This window comes from Shewanella sp. 10N.286.52.B9, assembly GCF_002873635.1.
Taxonomy (GTDB): domain Bacteria; phylum Pseudomonadota; class Gammaproteobacteria; order Enterobacterales; family Shewanellaceae; genus Shewanella.
Map to the genome: position 1 here is coordinate 1 of NZ_MCTY01000188.1, position 20,069 is coordinate 20,069.

Genomic DNA, 20,069 nt, shown 5'->3' on the forward strand with positions numbered 1-20,069 from the left:
CTCGCGCCACCGATGCCATTCATATAAAAATCTTCCCAATGCTTTTCAGGAAAGGCGATAGCATCATCCACGGTTTTAGTGAGCGGTGCGCGCCCCTTAAGAGTTCGAGCCTTACGGATGGTTTTATTGACGGTCTTATCTTCGATATGACCCAGAAAGTCATTCTGGTTTTTGCGATGCCATGCAGCGTAATTAAGTCGCTGCTCATGAGGGGTAGCATCGCGCAAAGGGTTCATCGACGCAGTGCCTTGTTTGTCTGCCAACCAATCTGTGAATGCCGTCAGTCGATGAATATGCTTATTTACGTTACTGGTTGAACTTGGCACCCAGTACAAACCAGACGGGTCGATCCCATCCTCACCAATCGTTCCAGTATATAAGCGCTTAGAAAAGGTCTGAAAAAGCAACTTTGGATCTTCGAACAACCCTCTATTTGCCTCCATGTAATCCAACAACAAAGACACGGCTTGAAGAAAGCCATTCATAACAGAGTTGCTCACACCGTCTGCCTCTAGCTTGAGTAGGTAGTCTGTGACCGTACTTAACTCTCCTTGCTCAGTTAGCAAGATAGGCAGTTGGCTTTTGATGCCCGTATTGTCCTCGACAATCGTTGCTCTAACTTTTACTGATGACAAATTATGCTTTCCCTATACACATAGTACACACTATTAACTATATACCTATAATACTAGCTATGCAATAAAAAGGCAGATTTTCTGCCTTAATACACATTGTACACCTTTAAAGTTACTATATATAACAATTGGATGCCATTTTTATTGCTTTTTAGCCATGGTGATGGCTGAAAATACCAGCGATTTTCTACTCAGCTGAGAACTTTTTCTCTAATTCATCCACTTGGGCTTGCAGTGCTTCAAGCTTTTCACGGGTTTTTAATAACACGTGTTGCTGAACTTCAAACTCTTCGCGAGAGACCACATCTAATTTCATTAATTGGTTTTGTAGAATTTGCTTTGAACGTTCTTCAAATTCACCGGCAAATTGCTTTACGCCACTAGGAAGATTATCACTCAGTTGCTTGGCAACTTCTTCAAGTTTTTTAGGATTAATCATTATCAATTCCATATTAAAATTAGCTGTTTGTTAGCTCGATTGTACCTGAGGCGGAGGCGTTTTCCAAAGCAATCACCATTGTTTGCTCCTTCATTTGTCACTTTTAGTATTACGATCGAAAATACCATAACGATCGATATTTTTAATTGCAGCTTGGCGGTTTCTGGTATGATCACGATCCTTTTATTTTCGTTATTGGTGATCTAGTTAGCATGAAGTTAAATCCTGGGCAAAATGATGCCGTTCACTATGTTTCTGGACCTTGCTTGGTTTTAGCGGGGGCGGGTAGTGGTAAAACTCGGGTAATTATTAACAAAATTGCATACTTAGTTGAAAAGTGTGGCTACAAGGCGCGCAATATTGCTGCCGTGACCTTTACCAATAAAGCCGCCCGTGAGATGAAAGAGCGTGTCTCGCAGTCAATGGGGCGTAAAGAAGCTCGCGGTTTGTGGATTTCAACCTTCCATACCTTAGGCTTAGAAATTCTTAAACGTGAATATAAAGTGGTGGGCTTAAAAGCTGGCTTCTCACTGTTTGACGACCAAGACACCTTTGCATTATTAAAAGAGCTCACAGAAGATGAGCTTGAAGAAGATAAAGACCTCATCAAAGCGCTTGCTAGCGCCATTTCAAACTGGAAAGGTGATTTAGTCGTACCTGATCAAGCGCTCAAACGTGGCGGTGACGAACAAACTCAATTATTTGCCAAGCTTTATCAGCGCTATGCCCAGCAAATGAAAGCCTACAATGCGCTGGATTTTGACGATCTGATTTTATTGCCGACGTTATTGTTGCGTCATAATGAAGAAGTAAGAACCCGCTGGCAGACCCGTATTCAATACTTGCTGGTGGATGAGTATCAAGATACTAATACTAGCCAATATGAGCTGGTGAAGCTGTTAGTTGGCGAGCGTGCGCGATTTACCGTGGTAGGTGATGACGATCAATCGATTTATTCATGGCGTGGTGCTAAACCGCAAAATTTGGTGTTACTAGGGAAAGATTTTCCGCAACTGCGCTTGATTAAGCTAGAGCAAAATTATCGCTCTAGCCAACGTATTTTACGTGCGGCCAATATCTTAATTGCTAATAACCCCCATGTGTATGAAAAAACCTTATTCAGTGAGCTAGCCTATGGTGAGCCGCTTAGGGTGCTATTTGCTGCCAATGAAGAGCAAGAAGCAGAGCGGGTGGTAGCGGAGATTATTCGTCACAAATTCGTTGGCCGTACTCAGTTTGGTGATTATGCCATCTTGTATCGGGGTAACCATCAATCGCGGTTATTAGAACGTGCATTAATGACTAACCGCATTCCTTATAAGCTTTCAGGTGGCACTTCGTTTTTTGCACGCGCAGAAATTAAAGACATTATGGCTTACCTGCGCTTGGTGGTGAATCCAGATGATGATAATGCCTTCCTAAGGGTTGTTAACCTTCCTAAACGTGGTATTGGCCCTGCAACACTGGAGCGTTTAGGCAGTTATGCCAATGAAAAGCACATCTCGTTATTTGAAGCGATTTTTCAAGCTGAGCTAAACCATCATCTGTCGCCAGCGGCAATGGGGTCGTTATATCAGTTTGGTAAATTCATAGTCGATACCGGCGAAGTGGCTAGCCGCGGCGAACCGGTAGACGCCATTAAGCAGCTTATTCGTAAAATTAACTACGAAGATTATTTGTATGAAACCAGCACCAGCGCTAAAGCAGCTGAAATGCGGATGAAGAATATTTCAGAGCTGTATAAATGGGTGACTCAAATGCTTGAAGGTGATGATTTGGACGAACCAATGACCTTACCTGAAGTCGTTACCCGTTTGACCTTGCGTGACATGATGGAACGTAACCAAGAGGATGAAGGCGGCGATCAAGTACAGCTGATGACCCTACATGCATCGAAAGGCCTCGAATACCCTTATGTGTTTATGGTGGGCACCGAAGAGCGCATCTTGCCGCATCAGTCGAGTATTGATGAAGACAATGTCGATGAAGAGCGCCGACTCGCTTATGTGGGGATCACCCGAGCACAGAAAGAATTATGGTTTACTATGTGTCGTGAACGGCGCCAGTTTGGTGAAACCATGCGCTGTGAGCCAAGCCGTTTTTTGATGGAACTGCCTCAAGATGACTTGATTTGGGAAAACCGTAAACCAAAGCAAACTGAGCAAGAAAGGCTGCAAACCGGTAAAAGCAATATCGCTAACTTGCGAGATATGTTTAAGAAGTAAGCTTAGCTAACTGACACTCCGCACCTTGTTGGGTGTCAGCTATTTTCTCTAACTGCGTTTTTATACAGATGTCGTTAGCAGAGAATAAGCGCCCTTGACCTTGGTAGTACCCCAGCTGTCGTAACGCTGTGAGTTGTTCGTCAGTATTAACTCCATCAGCAAACATTTCAAACCCCAAGGTCGATGCAATGAGGCAATATGCTTTAGCCAATTGCAATTGTTTGCTATTCAGTAAGTGTTGGCTCGCGTCAGCATCGAGTTTAAGGGCTTTTATTGGCAAGAAGCTGAGGCTGCTTAACGAGCTATAACCTGTGCCATAACCATTAATGCCGATATTAACCTCAAGCTCAGTTAAAGTATCAAAGGCCGTGATATGGTTTTTTCGGTCTTTAACGAAGGCTTTTTCATGGAAAAATACCCATAAATGGCTTGGACTGATTTGGCTATTTTTGATGGTGTTTTTTAAGCTTCGTAAGTCGTATTTCAACTTAATATGCTTGCTTGATAGTGACATGTGAATTTGTGGCGCGTGGCCCAGGGTGTCAGTTAACGCCTTATAGCCACTATCGATATATTTAAATATATAGTCATCAAAAATGGTGATAGTTTGGGTTTTACTCGCCAATGACTGCAGTTGTTGGTGACTGATACTACCATGTGTAGTGTGTTGCCAAGAGGCTATGGGCTCATAAGCCAAAATGCTCAGGCCATCAAAATCGACCACGGGGATTAAATTAACATTTATATGGTGATTTTCTAATGCCTGCTGGAAGTCCTGCTCTAATTCCACTCTTTGATTAAAGTGTTGCTCAATGTGCTGATCAAACACCACATAACAACCTTTACCTTTGGCTTTTGCCTGATACATAGCAGTGTCAGCATGACGTAAAATAGACTCGCTGTCATAGGAGGTGTTCTTTGCGCTATAAGCCACGCCAATACTAGCGCCGGAGATTACCTGTTGGCTGGTTAATGTAAACGGCTGAGCGATGGCTTTAAGTATGCGTTCACTGACATCTTCAGCATCTTGTTTACGATGAATTGAGTCTAGCAGTATCACAAATTCATCACCGCCTAAACGTGCAAGGGTATCGTTATCACGGATACACGCTTTTAATCTTTTTGAGGTTTCAATTAAAAATCGATCCCCTTCTAAATGACCTAAAGTATCGTTAATTTGTTTAAAGCCATCTAAGTCGATAAACAATAATGCACATTGTTCATTTTTATTACGCCTAAGATGTTTAATGGTTTGGGATAAGCGCTCCATAAAGAAGCTACGATTGGGTAAGCCGGTTAAATTATCATGTTTGGCATCAAAGACTAATTGGGCTTCGATCTTTTTACGCTGCATAATTTGTCGCTGCAAATTGTCATTCATTTCAGCGATAGCATGGGTGCGCTTTTGGACTTTGTCTTCTAATAATTCATGACTTCTTTTTAGCTGCTCTGCGGCTAATTTCTTTTCTATGGCATTGGCAATGTGTTGTGACACAAAGGTCAGTAACTCAAGATCTTTAACCGCAAAAGAGTCGTTATCGCTTAAGCTGTATATCGTTAACCCACCGGTGACTTCACCGTGGATGAATAATGGAATACCAATCCATTGCACCATTGCGTGAGTGTGGTTTAAGTCTGGATTATGGCCGTAGATGTCACCGGCTTTAATTAATGCTTGAATATCTTGCTGGCGCAGCAGTAGCGGCTTTTTATGCTTAAGAATATATTCTGTTAGCCCATCTTGCATTGGACGAGGCTTAGGCGGCTCTGAAGCCATCTTAGAGACATAAAAGGGGAAAGAAAGCGTATTGCTTGCTTTATTAACTAAAGAGATAAAACAATTTTCTGCAGGAATAAGTTGGCTGATGATTTTGTGGATCTGTGGATAGAATACAGATTGGCTAACATCAGAGGTCGACAGATCTGCAATTTGAAACAGTGCTGATTGCAACTTTTCAGCTTTTACGCGCTCTTGTACCTCTTGTTTTACTTTTTCGTAGGCATCACTGAGCTCTTTAGTTCGCTGCACAATGGCAATTTCGAGCTCTTCATTATGACGCAAACGTTCCATTACCCCAGAGATATGGTGGCAAATAAAGCCCATTAATTCTAATTCTAATTCACCATATATGATGTCATCACTGTAGCTTTGAACAACTAATACGCCAGTGACCTTATCATTATGCTTAATTGGTACCCCTAACCATTGCAGGCAGGCTGAACCTAAGTCATCTATTTCGCCTGCTTTTACCAGTGACTCAAAACCGTGATCATCACACAATAATGGCTCGCCAGTTCTCAGTACGTAGCCAGTAATCCCCCGTTTGAGCAGCGCTGATATTTCTTCATCGGGATAAAGCTCACTTGGATGGGGATCTTTTTCATCGGCAAAAAAAGGCAAGCTAATAATACTGCTGTCGGTATCGAGTTCAGCAATAAAGAAGTTGTCAGCGTGGATAAGTTTTTGCAGGTGAGAGTGAACGCCATGATAAAAAGCATCAAGGGAGATGGCGTTAGTGGCAATGTTGGAAATTTCCAGTAATGCATTTTGGATTACTTCAGCACGTTTGTATTTGCTTAGCAAACGCCTTAGTCGTGACACTCTTCTTTTGAGGTGCTCAACATTATCTGAACTAAATATGGGGAAGGTTCCCTTTTCCATAGCACGCCCTTAATTCCTTTAAGACTTTTTACTGACGTTTCAGTATATGAAACTTAACCAATAATGTGAACCAACATGAGTTTATAATTAAAAATGCTCAAAAATATCCCAATTCAGTCAAAACATGAGCAAACAGAAAAAAAATTAAAAACAAAGGTAGACGTGAAGCTGATTTATCCCTATTATGTGCGTCGCTAACCAAGGCGAGCGCCCATAGCTCAGCTGGATAGAGCGTACCCCTCCGGAGGGTAAGGCCGAAGGTTCGAATCCTTCTGGGCGCACCATTCGGTACAGTAGCTTGTTAGCAAAATTGAAAGGTCAGTGGTGATTGTAGCTCAGTTGGTAGAGCCCCGGATTGTGATTCCGGTTGTCGTGGGTTCGAGCCCCATCAGTCACCCCATTCAATTTAACTTCTTTTAGAAGTGTCGTAATTGCAACATCTTCGGTGATTAGCGCAGCCCGGTAGCGCATCTCGTTTGGGACGAGAGGGTCAGAGGTTCGAATCCTCTATCACCGACCAAATTTTAGTATTCCAATTAGTGATTTATTTTGATCCTATCAGATTGGCCTACCGTATAAAAAGTTACATTCAGTGAATAGCGTTGTTGATAACGCGTCACTCACTCTTTTAGAGTGAAGCAAAGGGTTGACCTTATAAGACTTAGAATATCAGTAAAAATTTCGGTGATTAGCGCAGCCCGGTAGCGCATCTCGTTTGGGACGAGAGGGTCAGAGGTTCGAATCCTCTATCACCGACCACATTTAACAAAAAAGCCACTCAATGAGTGGCTTTTTTGTATTTCAAATAAACACCTTGTGCAGCATCATCCCTTTTAGCTACTCCCTTGTTACCTCAATGGTTGGTACGTTTAGTTAGTATCGCTGGGTTTGTTATACATTAATGCAGGTTACAGATAATAAAAAACCACATTTGCATGTGGTTTTTTGGGTATGAATTACCTTATTGGCTGATAAATTAAATGTTGATGGAAACCGGTGGTGAAATAAAGCCTTGGTAAGCATCAAGTCGCATGGAGGCAAAACGTTCTAACTGTGTTTGCTGCTGTATTCCGGTGACTATGACTTGAATATCTAAGCCTTTGGCCACATTCGATAAGGCTCTACATAGCTCAATATTGTGTTGGTCATCTTCCATATAGGCAAAGGATTGATCCAGTTTGACATAACTTGGGCGCAGGCTTTGTAAATAGGCCATTGAACCAAATTGACGGCCGAAATGATCAATACCAAATGTTGCCCCGTTATCACGAATAATATGGCATAACTTTTCACAGTTTTCTAAATCACTATAAACACTGGCTTCAGGTATATCAAAACAGATCCTTTCAGGGAAATTGCAATGACGTAAAAACTGCTGCAACCAAGTGTGAAAATGAATATCACTAATACTTTGAAAGGTGAGGTTAATAGCGAGTGGCTCATAATTTCGCTCTAAAAGTCGGTTTTCTACCACAGTTTCAATTAAACATTGATCCAGCAAGGTGCCTAATGACAATAACTCAACATAAGGCATAAATTGACCTGCGTGTTGCAATTTGTCGTCGACGGTAAGTTGGCAGTAAACTTCCCGCTGGCATACCTCTTTTTTGCGATTGAGCAAAATAGGCTGCCATCTGAACTGGAATTTTTTATTTCGAATCGCATCGGTGAGATTAGTGCGCCATTGCTCACGGCTAAATAATTGTTGTTCGTCGGTTTCAAACCAATGAAACACTTTATTGTCTTTTAGTGACTGCTGCAGTGCATTGTCAGCTTGGGCTAAAATATCACTGACGGTCATTTGACCAATGCGCTCTGCAACACCAATCGCAAAGCCTTCGTTGGGCTTACAACCTGCTTTTGATATTTCCTTATTAAGGGTTCTGAGTAAGGTTTGTAAGTATTTAGTTAGCTGTTCATGTTCAACATCGGCGATCAAAAAAGCAAATTCATAGGCGGCAATACGGCCAATAACAGAAGGTGCTACCTCATCTAAATGGTGCTGCAGCTTTTGTGACAGCAATTTAATGGTTTCATCACGTACTTGATAACCATATTTACTGTGCACTGTTTCTAACCAGTCAAATTTGGCTAAGAATATTGCTCCACTGCTAGGCTCTGCTAACCAGCCATTAATTCGACTGACCATATATTGTCGATTTGGCAGCCCTGAAACCTGGTCGACGAGGTTTTTCTTACGTAGGGCTGAGACTTCTTCATCCAGTGAGTTAAATACCTGTTTAAGTTGTGCCGACATGCTATTAAATGCACTTACTAACTCTTGCAGCTCTTTAGTTTTAGGCATTGGCATATCAGGTCCAAACTGCTGATTAGCCACTTTTTTTGCATGAATTGAAAGGTCGTGTAACGGTTTTAAAATAAAGCCTAAGCCAAAGCGAGCGCAGACGATAGCCAATAAAAATAGAATGGAAAAAATGATAATGGTATTAGAAATAATCCGCCACAGTTCATGGTAGCCAAACCCAGGGTGAGCGGTAATTTCTATTTTAGCTAATTGCAGCCAGCCTGAGGTTAAGACAGTCTCTTTGGTGATGCTTTTAAATAGCTCAAGGTCAATAAACCACTGCGGTACACCGTCGATTCTGATGGCGTTATTCCACACTTGTTGCTTACCATCAACCAGCCAAGTGAGTTTAATTTGCTGGTAATAACCGCCTTCAAATATCACATTGACTAGGGTTTCTGCGCCAACATCATCACCATTTTCAAGGGCAGGGACGAGCATAATACCAAGGGAATGACTGGCATTATTTAAATCTGATTCCATCTGCTTACTCAAGAAACTTTGGGTCTCAGTAAACTGCACGTAACCTAAGCTGATCACCACCAGTAAAAATAAACCAAAAAGTAACGCATAGATTTGACGAAAGAGGGTCATCTTGGTCACTGCTCCATTTTTTGTTTGGGTTGACGCAAGCGGTCGATACCCAATCTAAGTTTTAAATCATTCCATTTTTCAAGACGTGACGAGGAGCCAGCAAGCACACCTCGGCCTTTTTCTTTGTTGAGCCATAACTGTTTACCATTAAAACTATAAACAGGTATTAAATCATTTCTCATTGTCGCGGGTTTTATTATCGGGTCTAGATTGTCTAAAACCAGTGGTACCGCGCCTGGTGTTTCATAGTAAGCTAGCACCATGTGGTACTGGTTTACTGTTTTGGCTTTTACCATGGTAATTCTGAGTTTATCTTCAGGTATACCAACTTGGAGTAAGGTAAAGTATTTAGCGATAGAAAAATCTTCGCAATCACCAGCATTGACCCCAATAAACTCCATCGGAGAAGCCCAATAATTAGACTCGCCCCATAAGGCTTTATCGTCAACAAACTTAAATAAGTTAAAGAAACGGTTAACCTTTTCTAGTCTGGCAAGCTCATCAAGTTGCGGTGCTTCATTGATGATTTTGAACCAAGCTGTGGCGCGTTTTCCAGCTCTTTCACCGTAATGCTCAGTTAAAGCATTAATGGTTTTTTTTGCATCAATTTGCGCTGGTGGCGCGGCAAAAAGCCCCGATACCATCAAAGCAGATGCTAGCAGTGAATAATGACAACATTGTTTTATACGTTCTAACCTCGAACGGCCATTATCAGGCAACTGTTAGCACCTCAATGACAATTTTTACTGATCAACAGTATAAATGTGCCACTTCATATCTGTTTTTGAATCATCGCCAGTCACTTCAGCAATAACCCGGCGGTTAGCCTCGTTAGCCTCGGCTGAGTCAGATTCATCAATAGGTCTATCGTAGCTATAGCCAATGGCATTGAGCCTTGACGGATTAATAGCAAAAGTGTCAGCTAATATTTGGGTAACGTTTTGTGCTCTGGCTTGAGATAAGTGTAGATTATGCTCATAGCTACCGGTTTTACTGCAATGGCCTTCAATGGTGACATTGGTGCTAGGGTACAGCTTCATTAATTGCGCAATTTGTTCAATTTGCTGATAAAAGCGTGGGTTAATGTCTGCTGAGTCATTTTCAAACAGAATGTGTAACTCCTGGCGCTCATTAATTTTGCTTACGGTGGCGCAGCCATAATTGTCGATATCAGCACCAATGACCGTTTCTAAGCAGCGCTCACGGGCCATAATCACACCGTCATTATCATTATCATTAAGATCAAACTCTTGTTGCGTGGCCGTATCCATAGTGACAATGTCTCGCATCGAACAGCCAGTCGCTAAGCTTATTACAAGTAGCAAAAACAAATATTTCATCATCTTACTCCACCTTCATAATCACGTTCACCTTGCCAAATATCTGGACGTGTGACCCGCAACGAGTCAAGCAATCTACCCGTTGCATTTAGCAGCCGATATTTTGCCGCCGTTTCGTCAAACTCAGTTTGCAGGTAATCTTTACGGGCTTGAAACAGCTCATTTTCAGTATCGAGTAAATCCAGCAAGCTACGTTGGCCTAAATTAAACTGTTGAGAATAAGCTACTTGGGTATCTTTAGAGGCAATCACATGGTCGCGAATATAGCGTTTTTGCGGTGCTAGCATCTCATAAGCATTCCAAGATAAATGCACCCCTTCAATAACTTGGCGATGTGCCCGTTGACGAATTTCTTTGGCCTCATTGATTTTGTAAGCAGCTTCCTTTTCCCGTGCGAGATCTTTACCACCTGAGAAAAGGTTGTATTTAACTCGTACCATGCCGACTAAATCGTTATTATGGCCGCCGACATTAGGGTTGAGAGCACTGCCAGTGCCGTAACCATCTTCACCATCTACATCATTATTCCAATTACCATTTAATTCTAATGAGAACTTTGGATAGTAATTTGACTGCGCTGATTTTCGTTCTTTATCTGCGGCGTTAATATCGCTATTGGCAGATTTAAGGATCGGATGATTTTCTTGGGCCATCAGCACGCTTTCAGCGATATTATCAGGCATCAAATCCATATCTGGCACTGGTGCAACTAAGTTATCAGGTTCTTTTTCGACAATACGAATATACTGTGCTTTCGCATCTAATAGGTTATTTTTAGCTGCCATAACATTAGCGTTAGCACGAGCTAATCGACCTGATATTTGCGATAAATCAGCAATGGAGCCTAAGCCTGATTCGGTGCGCTGCTTAATTTGGTCGTATATTTCTTCATGACTTCGGAGGTTTTTTTCCGATAACACTAATAGCTGCTCAGCTTTAATGTAATTGGTGTAAACCTTACTTACTTCTAAAGCGATATCTTCAGCAGCGGCAAATAATGCCCACTGTTCAGCACTGGCTTCAAATGAGTAGCGATCAACTTCACTGCTGGTATAGAAGCCGTCAAATAACATCTGTTTGATGCTAAAACCTGCTTCACCACGTTCGAGCTCCATAACGCCATCATCTAAATTATCGTTACCAGGCTGGCTTTTACGTCGGGTTGAGGGGCTGTCCGTTTGCTCCCAACCATAGGCGCCGGTTAAATCAACTGTTGGCATATAACCTGCCACAGCTTGATTAACTTGCTCCTCACGGGCTTTAAAGCGATTAAAGGCAATACGCAACTCTGGATTAGTATCCAAAGTATGGGCGACAGCTTGTTCTAACGATTGCGCGTTTAGAGTAGGCACTGCAAAAAATGCAGACATTGCCAATGCCAAAATACTTAACTTACGACACTGGGTTATATTCAATTTCATGTAAAAAACCCTCCAGGTTTTTTGTTTAATTCTCTCGAAGTGCAGTTTCTTTAGCCCTTAAAATAGGGTTTAAAATATACTCAAGGATTGTTCTTTGTCCGGTTATTACGTCTACTGAGGTAAGCATTCCCGGAATAATTGGCATCTGTGTGCCATCTTTTTTTATCAAATTTGATTCTTTGGTTCGTACTCGGATGGTATAAAAGCTGTTGCCTTCTTCATCTAAACTGGTATCGGCACTAATGTGCTCTACGGTGCCTTTGAGGCCGCCGTAGCGGGTAAAGTCATAAGCGGTCACTTTGACGATTGCGGGTAATCCTGGGTGTAAAAATGCAATATCTTGTGGGGTTATCTTAGTCTCAATCAGTAGCTGATCTTCTGATGGCACAATTTCAATAATCTCTTCACCTGGTTGTACCACACCCCCTAAGGTATTCATGTGTAAGGTTTTAATGGTGCCGTTAACGGGTGAGGTAATAATGGCTTTGCTGATCTTATCGAACGCGCCTATTTGCGCTTGGTTCATCCTAGATAGCTTAGTTTGCATTTCATTTAATTGGGCGCGTAAATCAGCAGCGTAAACAAATACCGCCTCACGGCGTTTAAGGATAGCTTCATCCATAGTGGCTTTTAATTTAGGCCGCAGTAGACGTAAGGTTTTAAGCTCGCCTTGAATGTCATTAACAGTACGTTCAAGTTTTAATAGCTCAACTTCTGGAACGATACCTTTTTGTGCTAGGGGTTTAGTGAGTTCTAATTCCCGTGAAATCAGCTGATAGCTTTTGGTTAGGGTGATAATTTTAGAGCTTAACTCTTCAGTTTCTTGTTGGCGCTGCTGAATTTGGCGCACCAAAATTTCTAACTGATTGCTGAGATTATCTAAACGGCCGCTGTATTCAGCTTGTTGGTTTTTAACTAAGTTAGGCTCATCATTGATAATCTCATCAGGAAAAACTAATGGCTGCTTCGTGATTTTAACTTGCTCGCGCCAGTTTGAAGACATGTCAGAAATAACAATACTATCTAGCTCGGTTCGCAGGCGGATCACATTAGTTTGTAAGCTATAAACCTCTTGTTCTTGTTGAGCGAAATCTGAGCGGAAGCGAATGTCATCAATTTTGACTAATGGCTGACCTTTGGTGACTATCATGCCTTCTTGGACATAGATTTCTTGTAGTACGCCACCATCCAAACTATCAATGAGTTGCACTTGGGAAGAGGGGATAACTTTGCCCATTCCTGAAGTTACCTGATCTAATTCAGAAAAATAGGCCCAAATAAAGAAGCAGATAAACATGGCCGCAATTGACCAAATGATTAGGTGATGACCACGTGGTGACTCGGTCATCATGGCACCATAAACATCATCGACCATGTCTAAATCATGGTTAGAGAGCTTGTTAGTCATTAACTGCGCCCTCCTGCAAGTAAGCCATTATTGAGTTTTTCAAGCACGCGATCTTTGGGGCCATCGGCAACAATATGGCCCTTATCAAGTACGATAATGCGATCAACTAAACGTAATAAGTGCATCTTATGGGTGATCAGTAATAAAGTGCGGTCTTTACTGACATGCTCCATTGAGCGAATAAACTGTTTTTCAGCGCGAGCATCTAAACTGGCTGTTGGTTCATCCATTAATAAGATGGGCGGGTCATTTAAGGTTGCTCTTGCTAATGCAACGGTTTGACGTTGCCCTCGGCTTAATGACAAGCCGCCTTCACCTACTTGCTGATCTAAACCTTCAGACTCAAGGTTAGTAAACATACTGACCCCAGAAAGCTGCACTGCACGAATAAGTTGATGCTCTGTCACCTGACGGGTGCCAAAAAGAATATTATCTTTAATAGAACCATGAAAAAGGGTCACATCTTGGGGCAAATAGCCGAAATTTTTACGTAAATCACTGGGGTGAATTTGACCCGCATCTAAGCCATCGTAACGCAGGCTGCCTTGAGTGGGTTTATACAAGCCAACTAACAGTTTTGCTAAGGTACTTTTGCCTGAGCCATTACGGCCGATAATAGCAATACGCTCACCGGGTTTTATGTGGACGGAAAGCGGATGTAGCACAGGTCTTTCGGCTTCAGGAAAGCTGAAAGCGATGTTGTCAGCATCAATTTTACCTTGTAAGCGCTGTTTGCTAACCAAATGGCCTTTGTTTTCAAACTCTTCTTCTTGGTTCATTACCTCGTCAAGTTGGCGTAGCGAGCTTGCTGTTTGGTTGCCTCGAGTAATTAGCCCTGCAAGTTGCGCCATCGGTGAGATTGCGCGGCTTGAAAGCATCACCGCTGCGATAATGCCGCCCATTGAGATAGCATTATCAGCCACCCGATACACCCCAAGGATCACCACGCAGACGACGGTAAGCTGCACAATAAAGTTAGCCACATTACTGACGGCATTAGTGAGTTTTTTAGATTTAAGCTGCCAGTTAGCGGTGTGGCCTATCATCTGCTGCCAACTTTTTTGTACTAGGCCTTCTGCGCCATTAGCTTTAATGGACTCTAATGCCGTTAAGCTTTCAATCAAATGGCCGTGCTTGAGGCTTGAAAAGCGGTTACTTTCTTCAATTGCGGCCTTAAGTTTTGGTTGGATGTAGAACGTAAAGCCGATAATGATAATCCCCCCAAGAACTGGGATAACCGCTAGGTCGCCGGCAACAATATAAATAATGGTGACAAACAGTAGGGCGAACGGAAGGTCCACTAAGGTGGTGATGGTTGCAGAGGTTAAAATTTCTCGAATACTGTCAAATTCACTTAATTGCCTTGCCATGCCGCCCACGCTAGGGGAGCGTTTTGATAGTGGAATCCCAATTGCTTTGGCAAATAATTTTGAAGAAACAATGATATCGACTTTTTTACCTGCAACATCAATTAAGTAGCTGCGTAACTGACGTAAAATAAGATCAAATAAATAGGCAATCCCTGCGCCAATGGCGAGTACCCATAATGACTCAAAGGCTAAATTCGGTACCACTTTATCGTATACATTCATGATGAATAATGGTGATACCAATGCGAATAAGTTAACTAGCACAGATGCAATCAGGGCATCTCGATAGATGGGTGCTGAGTCTTTAATGCTTTGTAGTAACCAGTGAGTACTATTATCGTGAATGTGAACATCAAAGCTGTTATCGCCACGAAACTCTTGTTTAACTAAAAATAGATAACCCACATAAAGGGTTTCTAGTTCTTCAATGGTGAGAACTTCTTCTCCACCGGTTTCGGGTAATTGAATGGTTGCTTTGTCAGCATCGATATCAAGGCTATGTAATATGCAGGCTTTTTTATCTTTAAGCAGTAAAATACAAGGCAGTAAAATAGCTGATATTTGATTAAGATCTTTACGGGTTAATTTAGCTGACAAACCACCACGCGAGGCAGCTTGCGGTAGTAAATCTGGAGTGATGTTAGCGCCAGTTAATGGTAAGCCTGCCGCAAGTGAGTCACTTGAGCATGGCGAACCAAAATGTTCAGTCATTAAGACTAAGCAATCAAGTAATGGATCAACAGTGGTCCGTTGGGACGCTGAAATAGTCCACTGTTCTTGATTGTTTGATGCAGTTGCTGGCACCTAATGCTTATCCTTTAGAATTATTGTTATAAAAGTAACTACCTTGTTAGCGCTGTTATGATACAACGTGACGCCAACAAAGTGTTGTATTTATGGAATAATATTTTCATCACTTTGTATCTGGAATATGCCTGTAGCTTGATTACTCGCTACGGCAGCACTTTCATCTGCAGCAGAGTCAATAATTAACGCCCCATCTGCTAACAGACCACTAATAACAACACCCTCATCAGTGGTGCCATAATTGCTATTATCAGATAAATCTACCCCATCGAGTACAATGACTTGATCAACACTATTGTTGTCATCGGCATCTATGGTGATCGTGGTATTACCATCAGCAAAAGAGATGCTTAAGAAGTCTGTTAGGGTGTCAGTATCTTCCCCTTGCAATAAGTCACTCAAATCTAATTTGTCAGCGTTGATGTCAAAACCACTAATGGTGTCGGTGCCAATATCATTAGCTGACCAGGTGTAAGTATCATCACCTTCGCCGCCAATGAGTAAATCATCACCTAAACCACCGATTAACAGGTCATCGCCTTCACCGCCAATGAGCAAGTCGTTACCACTGCCACCGATTAGTACATCGTCGCCAGCGCCGCCATCTAGGCTGCTATTAGAGGCATTTGCCATGATGATATCGTTTTCATGGGTGCCTGTAAGAGTGGTTGAGTTTTGATAATCAACTGTTACTTGTGCACTGTCAGTAGCGCCATTACCCTCGAGGGTATAGTTGAAGCTATCGCCATCATTGGCAGCATTTAAAGTAACGACGCCATTGGATAAGCTCGCGCCACCGTCAACGGAGGTTATAGCCGCAGAAATTGGCGTTGAGTCTCCATGGGTTAGATAGGCAGTATCAATACTGAGTGTTGAACCATCAGCCTGATTAGTAATGATATTATTTACGTTTGCATCAAGTCCGGCATAGTAATCAAGTTCAATAACCAAAGAGAGTGAATTGCTATCTCCGTCATTATCCAGAATTTCAATGTCTATATTCTCTTGTTGATTGAGAATATTTTCATCAACATCAATGAAGTAGTTATATACGCCTGTTTCAAAATCTATGGTAAATGTGCCACCAAAACTTGTGGTGATGATTTGCTCAGGATTAGCAGGGTCATAATTGTAGGTGGCCCCCCCTAAGGTGATGCTATCAACGCGGCCGCCATCGGCGCCGATTAATACGCCTGTCGTGCTATCTCCCGTGATGATACCTAGGTCACCAACAACCGTGCTATTGTCAAAATAATTTAAAATAGTACTGGTAAGGTCGTCTGCATCGTCTACGACAATGGCATATTCTTCATTACCATTTACTTCAGGGTGAGCAATAGGCAACAGCTCATCTAAACTGGCATTGCCAATACCGATACCAAATGAGATATCATAATTATCTTGAACGTAAGTTTCCCATTCAGCTTGTTGGTCCGTATCTACTTCTTGCCCATCGTTAGGTTCACCGTCAGAGATAAAGTAAACAAAGTTTTGATCGGCGCCAGTGGGTATATCCCCGCTATTCATTACAGTATTAATTGCAGCTGCATAGTTAGTACCGCCATCTGCGACTAAGCTGTTTAAGTAATTAATCGCGCCATCAATATCATCCAGTAACCAACCAGAGTTTGCGGTCCCGCTTGAATAAGTAATGATTTGTAAATTGACATTACCTGTTTGATCAACTTCTTTAATCAATGCAGTGAGTGACTCAACTGCCGTTTCAAGGTAAGTTTTACCATTACCTGCAGCCCATCCCATACTACCTGATACATCGAGGACAAAGGTTAAATTGGTGGTAACAGGTGCTGAAACTGTTTGAAGGTTTTGGGTTATATCATTAGCAATAGGAATATCATCAACAATGGTTATTTCAAGATTAGCGTCACTGGTAACACCACTGCGATTCTCGATAATATAATTAAAGTTTTCGAGTAAATCAGTGCCTGTGTTGTTGGTATTATTAAGTTCATATTGATAATCACCTGCACGTATACCCACTGCATCTTCGGTATAGACAGTTAATGTGCCATTAGTGGTATTGATTGTAATGATGCCATCGGATGGGCTCTGGCCTTCAATGCTGGCAATGATAGTCGAAGCACTAACGCCAGAGTCATTGTCGAATAAATTACCCGTAGCAATATGAGAATTACTGCCTTCCTCTGTACCTTGAACCAGCCCTGCTTCTGAAACGGTTTGACTGTCAGCTGTTGCAATTGGAGTAGAGTCTTGGTTTACCGTTAATGTCGCTTCAGAGGTATCTCCGTCAATATCTTCGAGGATGTAACTGAATTCTTCAGTGACGAGGACGCCGTCACCTGCGGATGACACGGATAAATTATTTAAACCATAACGGCCATCAGCTGATGTTAAAACGATAAATTGGAATGCTGTATTACTAATGATGTTGATACTATCGCTGGTGGTACTTCCGGTGGCGACAATGGTAGTTCCATCGGCAGCATAAGCGGTCCAAGTAGCCTCGTCATTATTACCTACATTGGTTAATCCAATCGTCGCTTCAGTAAAGTTGCTGCCGCTGCCTAAATCTATAACCAAGGCCTCAGAGCCGCCAATGCGGCTATCATTGACACCAACTCTATTGGCATTACTGCCAACATTACTACCTGACGCAGCTAAATTGTTTAAATCTAAATTGTTAACATTATCGATGCCAGTTAGTGAAATGCCATTACCGCTTGTTAAATCACTTAAACTAAAGCTTTCAACAATTGAGTCGGTTTGGGTTGACTCATAGGTATAGCTACCGTTTTGGTTGGCAATCAAAATACCCTCGTCGGTTACGATAGTGATATTGCCATCAGCATCAAAATTGGTGTAGGTCGTGCCTTGGAAATTGAAACTTATAATTGAGGCGGCATCAGCACCCAGTTGATCTGTTCCACTGCCATCAGTACCAGCTCCTGTGATGACATTGCCATAGGCTGTGCCACCAAAACCAATACTATCAACATCATCAAGTGCAATAGGCGCTGTATCAACAACATCGATATCTATCGCTGTCCAGCTTGAATTGCCGGTGCCATCAGTGACTTGATAATAGAAAGTATCGACAATAACATCGCCAGAGTTATGTACTAAGCTAGGCGCTTGGTAGCTGTAGGTGCCATCAGCATTGATGGTAATCGTTCCACCTAATGTGGTTGTGAATGAGGCGCCCGCTTCGGTAGCGTCAATCTTACTTGTATCAGATGCATCAGGCGCAAAACCACTGATGGTTAAAGTCTCATTTTCAGCATCGGTATCATTGTTCACTAAATCATTGGTTGTAAATGTGAGTAACTCACTTTCTGACGTTGAGAATGAATCGCTACCTGATACAGGGTTATTATTAATCCCCACGATATTAATGGTAACGGTTGCAGTATCTACGGCACCATATTGATCGGTAATCGTGTATGTGAAAGTATCGGTATCCAATTCTCCCGCAGTTAACGAATCAAAAGCACCGTTGACATCATAGCTGTAAGTACCATCAGCATTGATAGTGACGATAGCACCACTGGTTAACGTGATTGCTTGTCCATATGTGTAGCTCGAACCATTGACATGACTAATACTGAAGCTATGACCTTGGGCATCAGTATCATTAGCAAATAAACCTTCTGTGATATCACTAATGGTTAATATCTGATCCTCTTGAACAACATAAGCATCAACCAGTGCAGGTCCTGTGACAGTGACAGAGTCTAAGTAGTAGTCTGAGGAGTCAGTGAGATCTGGCCCTCCATTTACTTCACTAATAGTTGGTGCAGCTTCAAATACCAGCTGGTCAAATACAAGGTTGCCAGTATTAATTGTAAATGTGCCGGTTGTGCCACTAGTTGTTGAAAAGGTTTCGGTTGCGACCAATTGACCATTGTAATAAGCGTACCAAGTACCTTGCTCACCACTATTTTCATCAGCAAACATTCTAGAAACACTAAAGGTTGCTTCATTAACTAGGCCATTGAAATCAATGACAATCGCTTCTGATGTTCCTGATGCAGAATCATACTCAATCTGACTTGTAATTTGGTCTGTGGATCTTGGAGACCCATCCACACCTAATTGATTAGTGCCATCATTATAAGTCAGTGTTCCGGTGCTGCCGTCAGCATTTCTGGCGCTAATCACAAAATCTGCTTCGCCATCTGAGCTTACAGGGCTAACCCAACCGTTGGCTGAGTCAGCAGTGGTTGAAAAAGTGGTCCCTACAGCATCATCGACAGCATCAACAGTGTTTAAATCGATAGTCACAATTGCAGTATCACTTAAACTACCATCAGAGGTTTTCACTGTTAAATTAAATTGAGAAGACTGCTCAGAATTAATCTGGTTAGTGTCATTTACTGAGATTACACCAGTATTTTGATCAATGATAAATGCACTATTCTCACTGGTTAAGCTTTCTGAACCATTAGATAAAACAAAGGTATAGGTCAGTGAATCACCATCGATATCAGTGTCGTTAGATGTTGTCGCTTCATCAACATCATAAATCACAGTGCCATTTGCAACAGATTCATTGATTTGAGTTTGATAATTGTTAATCACAGGGGCATCGTTCACTTCGCCCACATTGATGGTGAGCAGGCCGATGTCGCTGAGACTGCCGTCAGAGACGGTGTATTCGACGGTATCGACGCCAGTAAAGTTCAGTGGCGGTGTATAGGTGTAACTGCCATCGGCGGCGATAACAATGGTGCCGCCCTGGGTCGTGGTAAAGGTGCCCGCGGTGACGGTCAGATCATCGCCATCGACATCTAAATCATTGGCATCTAATTCTATTGTTGAGGTGAAGGCGGTGTCTTCTGTGACGTTGATTTCATCATCGACCGCGATAGGGCCGTCATTGGC

10 protein-coding genes, 4 tRNA genes and 1 pseudogene are annotated in these 20,069 nt (G+C 42.2%); 5 read left to right on the forward strand and 10 right to left on the reverse strand.

Translation table 11 applies throughout. The annotated features are described in order from the left end of the window. Nucleotides 1-635, reverse strand: a pseudogene (locus BCU91_RS13950) (site-specific integrase); the annotation flags it as partial. A 187-nt stretch (nt 636-822) separates the two neighbouring features. After that, a complete protein-coding gene (locus BCU91_RS13955; RefSeq protein ID WP_076541888.1) occupies nt 823-1,074 on the reverse strand; it encodes an accessory factor UbiK family protein in 252 nt (83 codons plus the stop codon). A 212-nt stretch (nt 1,075-1,286) separates the two neighbouring features. On the opposite strand from BCU91_RS13955, the gene rep reads away from it, so the two are divergent. Then, nucleotides 1,287-3,299 carry a DNA helicase Rep gene (gene rep, locus BCU91_RS13960; RefSeq protein ID WP_102439733.1) on the forward strand — a complete coding sequence of 671 codons (2,013 nt, stop codon included), beginning with the start codon at nt 1,287-1,289 and terminating at the stop codon, nt 3,297-3,299. Here rep and BCU91_RS13965 read toward each other — a convergent pair. After that, nucleotides 3,289-5,961, reverse strand: coding sequence for a diguanylate cyclase (locus tag BCU91_RS13965; RefSeq protein ID WP_102531738.1), 2,673 nt, complete (start codon nt 5,959-5,961; stop codon nt 3,289-3,291). The genes rep and BCU91_RS13965 overlap by 11 nt on opposite strands. A 207-nt stretch (nt 5,962-6,168) precedes the next feature. Here BCU91_RS13965 and BCU91_RS13970 point away from each other — a divergent pair. From BCU91_RS13970 to BCU91_RS13985, 4 genes are all read left to right on the forward strand, one after another. After that, nucleotides 6,169-6,245: transfer RNA gene (locus BCU91_RS13970), tRNA-Arg, on the forward strand. A 40-nt stretch (nt 6,246-6,285) separates the two neighbouring features. Continuing rightward, nucleotides 6,286-6,361, forward strand: a tRNA-His gene (locus tag BCU91_RS13975). A gap of 43 nt (nt 6,362-6,404) precedes the next feature. Beyond that, nucleotides 6,405-6,481: transfer RNA gene (locus BCU91_RS13980), tRNA-Pro, on the forward strand. A gap of 162 nt (nt 6,482-6,643) precedes the next feature. Continuing rightward, a tRNA-Pro gene (locus tag BCU91_RS13985) sits at nt 6,644-6,720 on the forward strand. 217 nt (nt 6,721-6,937) lie between these two features. Here the strand turns inward: BCU91_RS13985 and BCU91_RS13990 are convergent. From BCU91_RS13990 to BCU91_RS14020, 7 genes are all read right to left on the reverse strand, one after another. Continuing rightward, nucleotides 6,938-8,860, reverse strand: coding sequence for an EAL domain-containing protein (locus BCU91_RS13990; RefSeq protein ID WP_102439731.1), 1,923 nt, complete (start codon nt 8,858-8,860; stop codon nt 6,938-6,940). A 5-nt stretch (nt 8,861-8,865) separates the two neighbouring features. Then, complete coding sequence (locus tag BCU91_RS13995; protein WP_102475774.1) at nt 8,866-9,504, reverse strand: transglutaminase-like cysteine peptidase; 639 nt, start codon at nt 9,502-9,504, stop codon at nt 8,866-8,868. Between the two features lie 99 nt (nt 9,505-9,603). Then, entirely contained in the window at nt 9,604-10,200 is a 597-nt protein-coding gene (locus BCU91_RS14000; RefSeq protein WP_102439735.1) for an OmpA family protein, read from the reverse strand. Continuing rightward, nucleotides 10,200-11,621 (reverse strand): TolC family outer membrane protein, encoded by a 1,422-nt coding sequence (locus tag BCU91_RS14005; RefSeq protein WP_102439729.1) that lies wholly within the window; start codon nt 11,619-11,621, stop codon nt 10,200-10,202. The genes BCU91_RS14000 and BCU91_RS14005 overlap by 1 nt, the downstream gene beginning before the upstream one ends. Before the next feature lie 25 nt (nt 11,622-11,646). Beyond that, nucleotides 11,647-13,029: an HlyD family type I secretion periplasmic adaptor subunit gene (locus BCU91_RS14010; protein WP_102439728.1), complete on the reverse strand. Its 1,383-nt coding sequence runs from the start codon at nt 13,027-13,029 to the stop codon at nt 11,647-11,649. Then, entirely contained in the window at nt 13,029-15,203 is a 2,175-nt protein-coding gene (locus tag BCU91_RS14015) for a type I secretion system permease/ATPase (RefSeq protein ID WP_102519698.1), read from the reverse strand. Before BCU91_RS14015 ends, BCU91_RS14010 begins: the two co-directional genes overlap by 1 nt. 90 nt (nt 15,204-15,293) lie before the next feature. Then, nucleotides 15,294-20,069, reverse strand: a 4,776-nt coding sequence (locus BCU91_RS14020) for an Ig-like domain-containing protein (RefSeq protein ID WP_133126611.1), incomplete at its 5' end; no start/stop codon positions are given.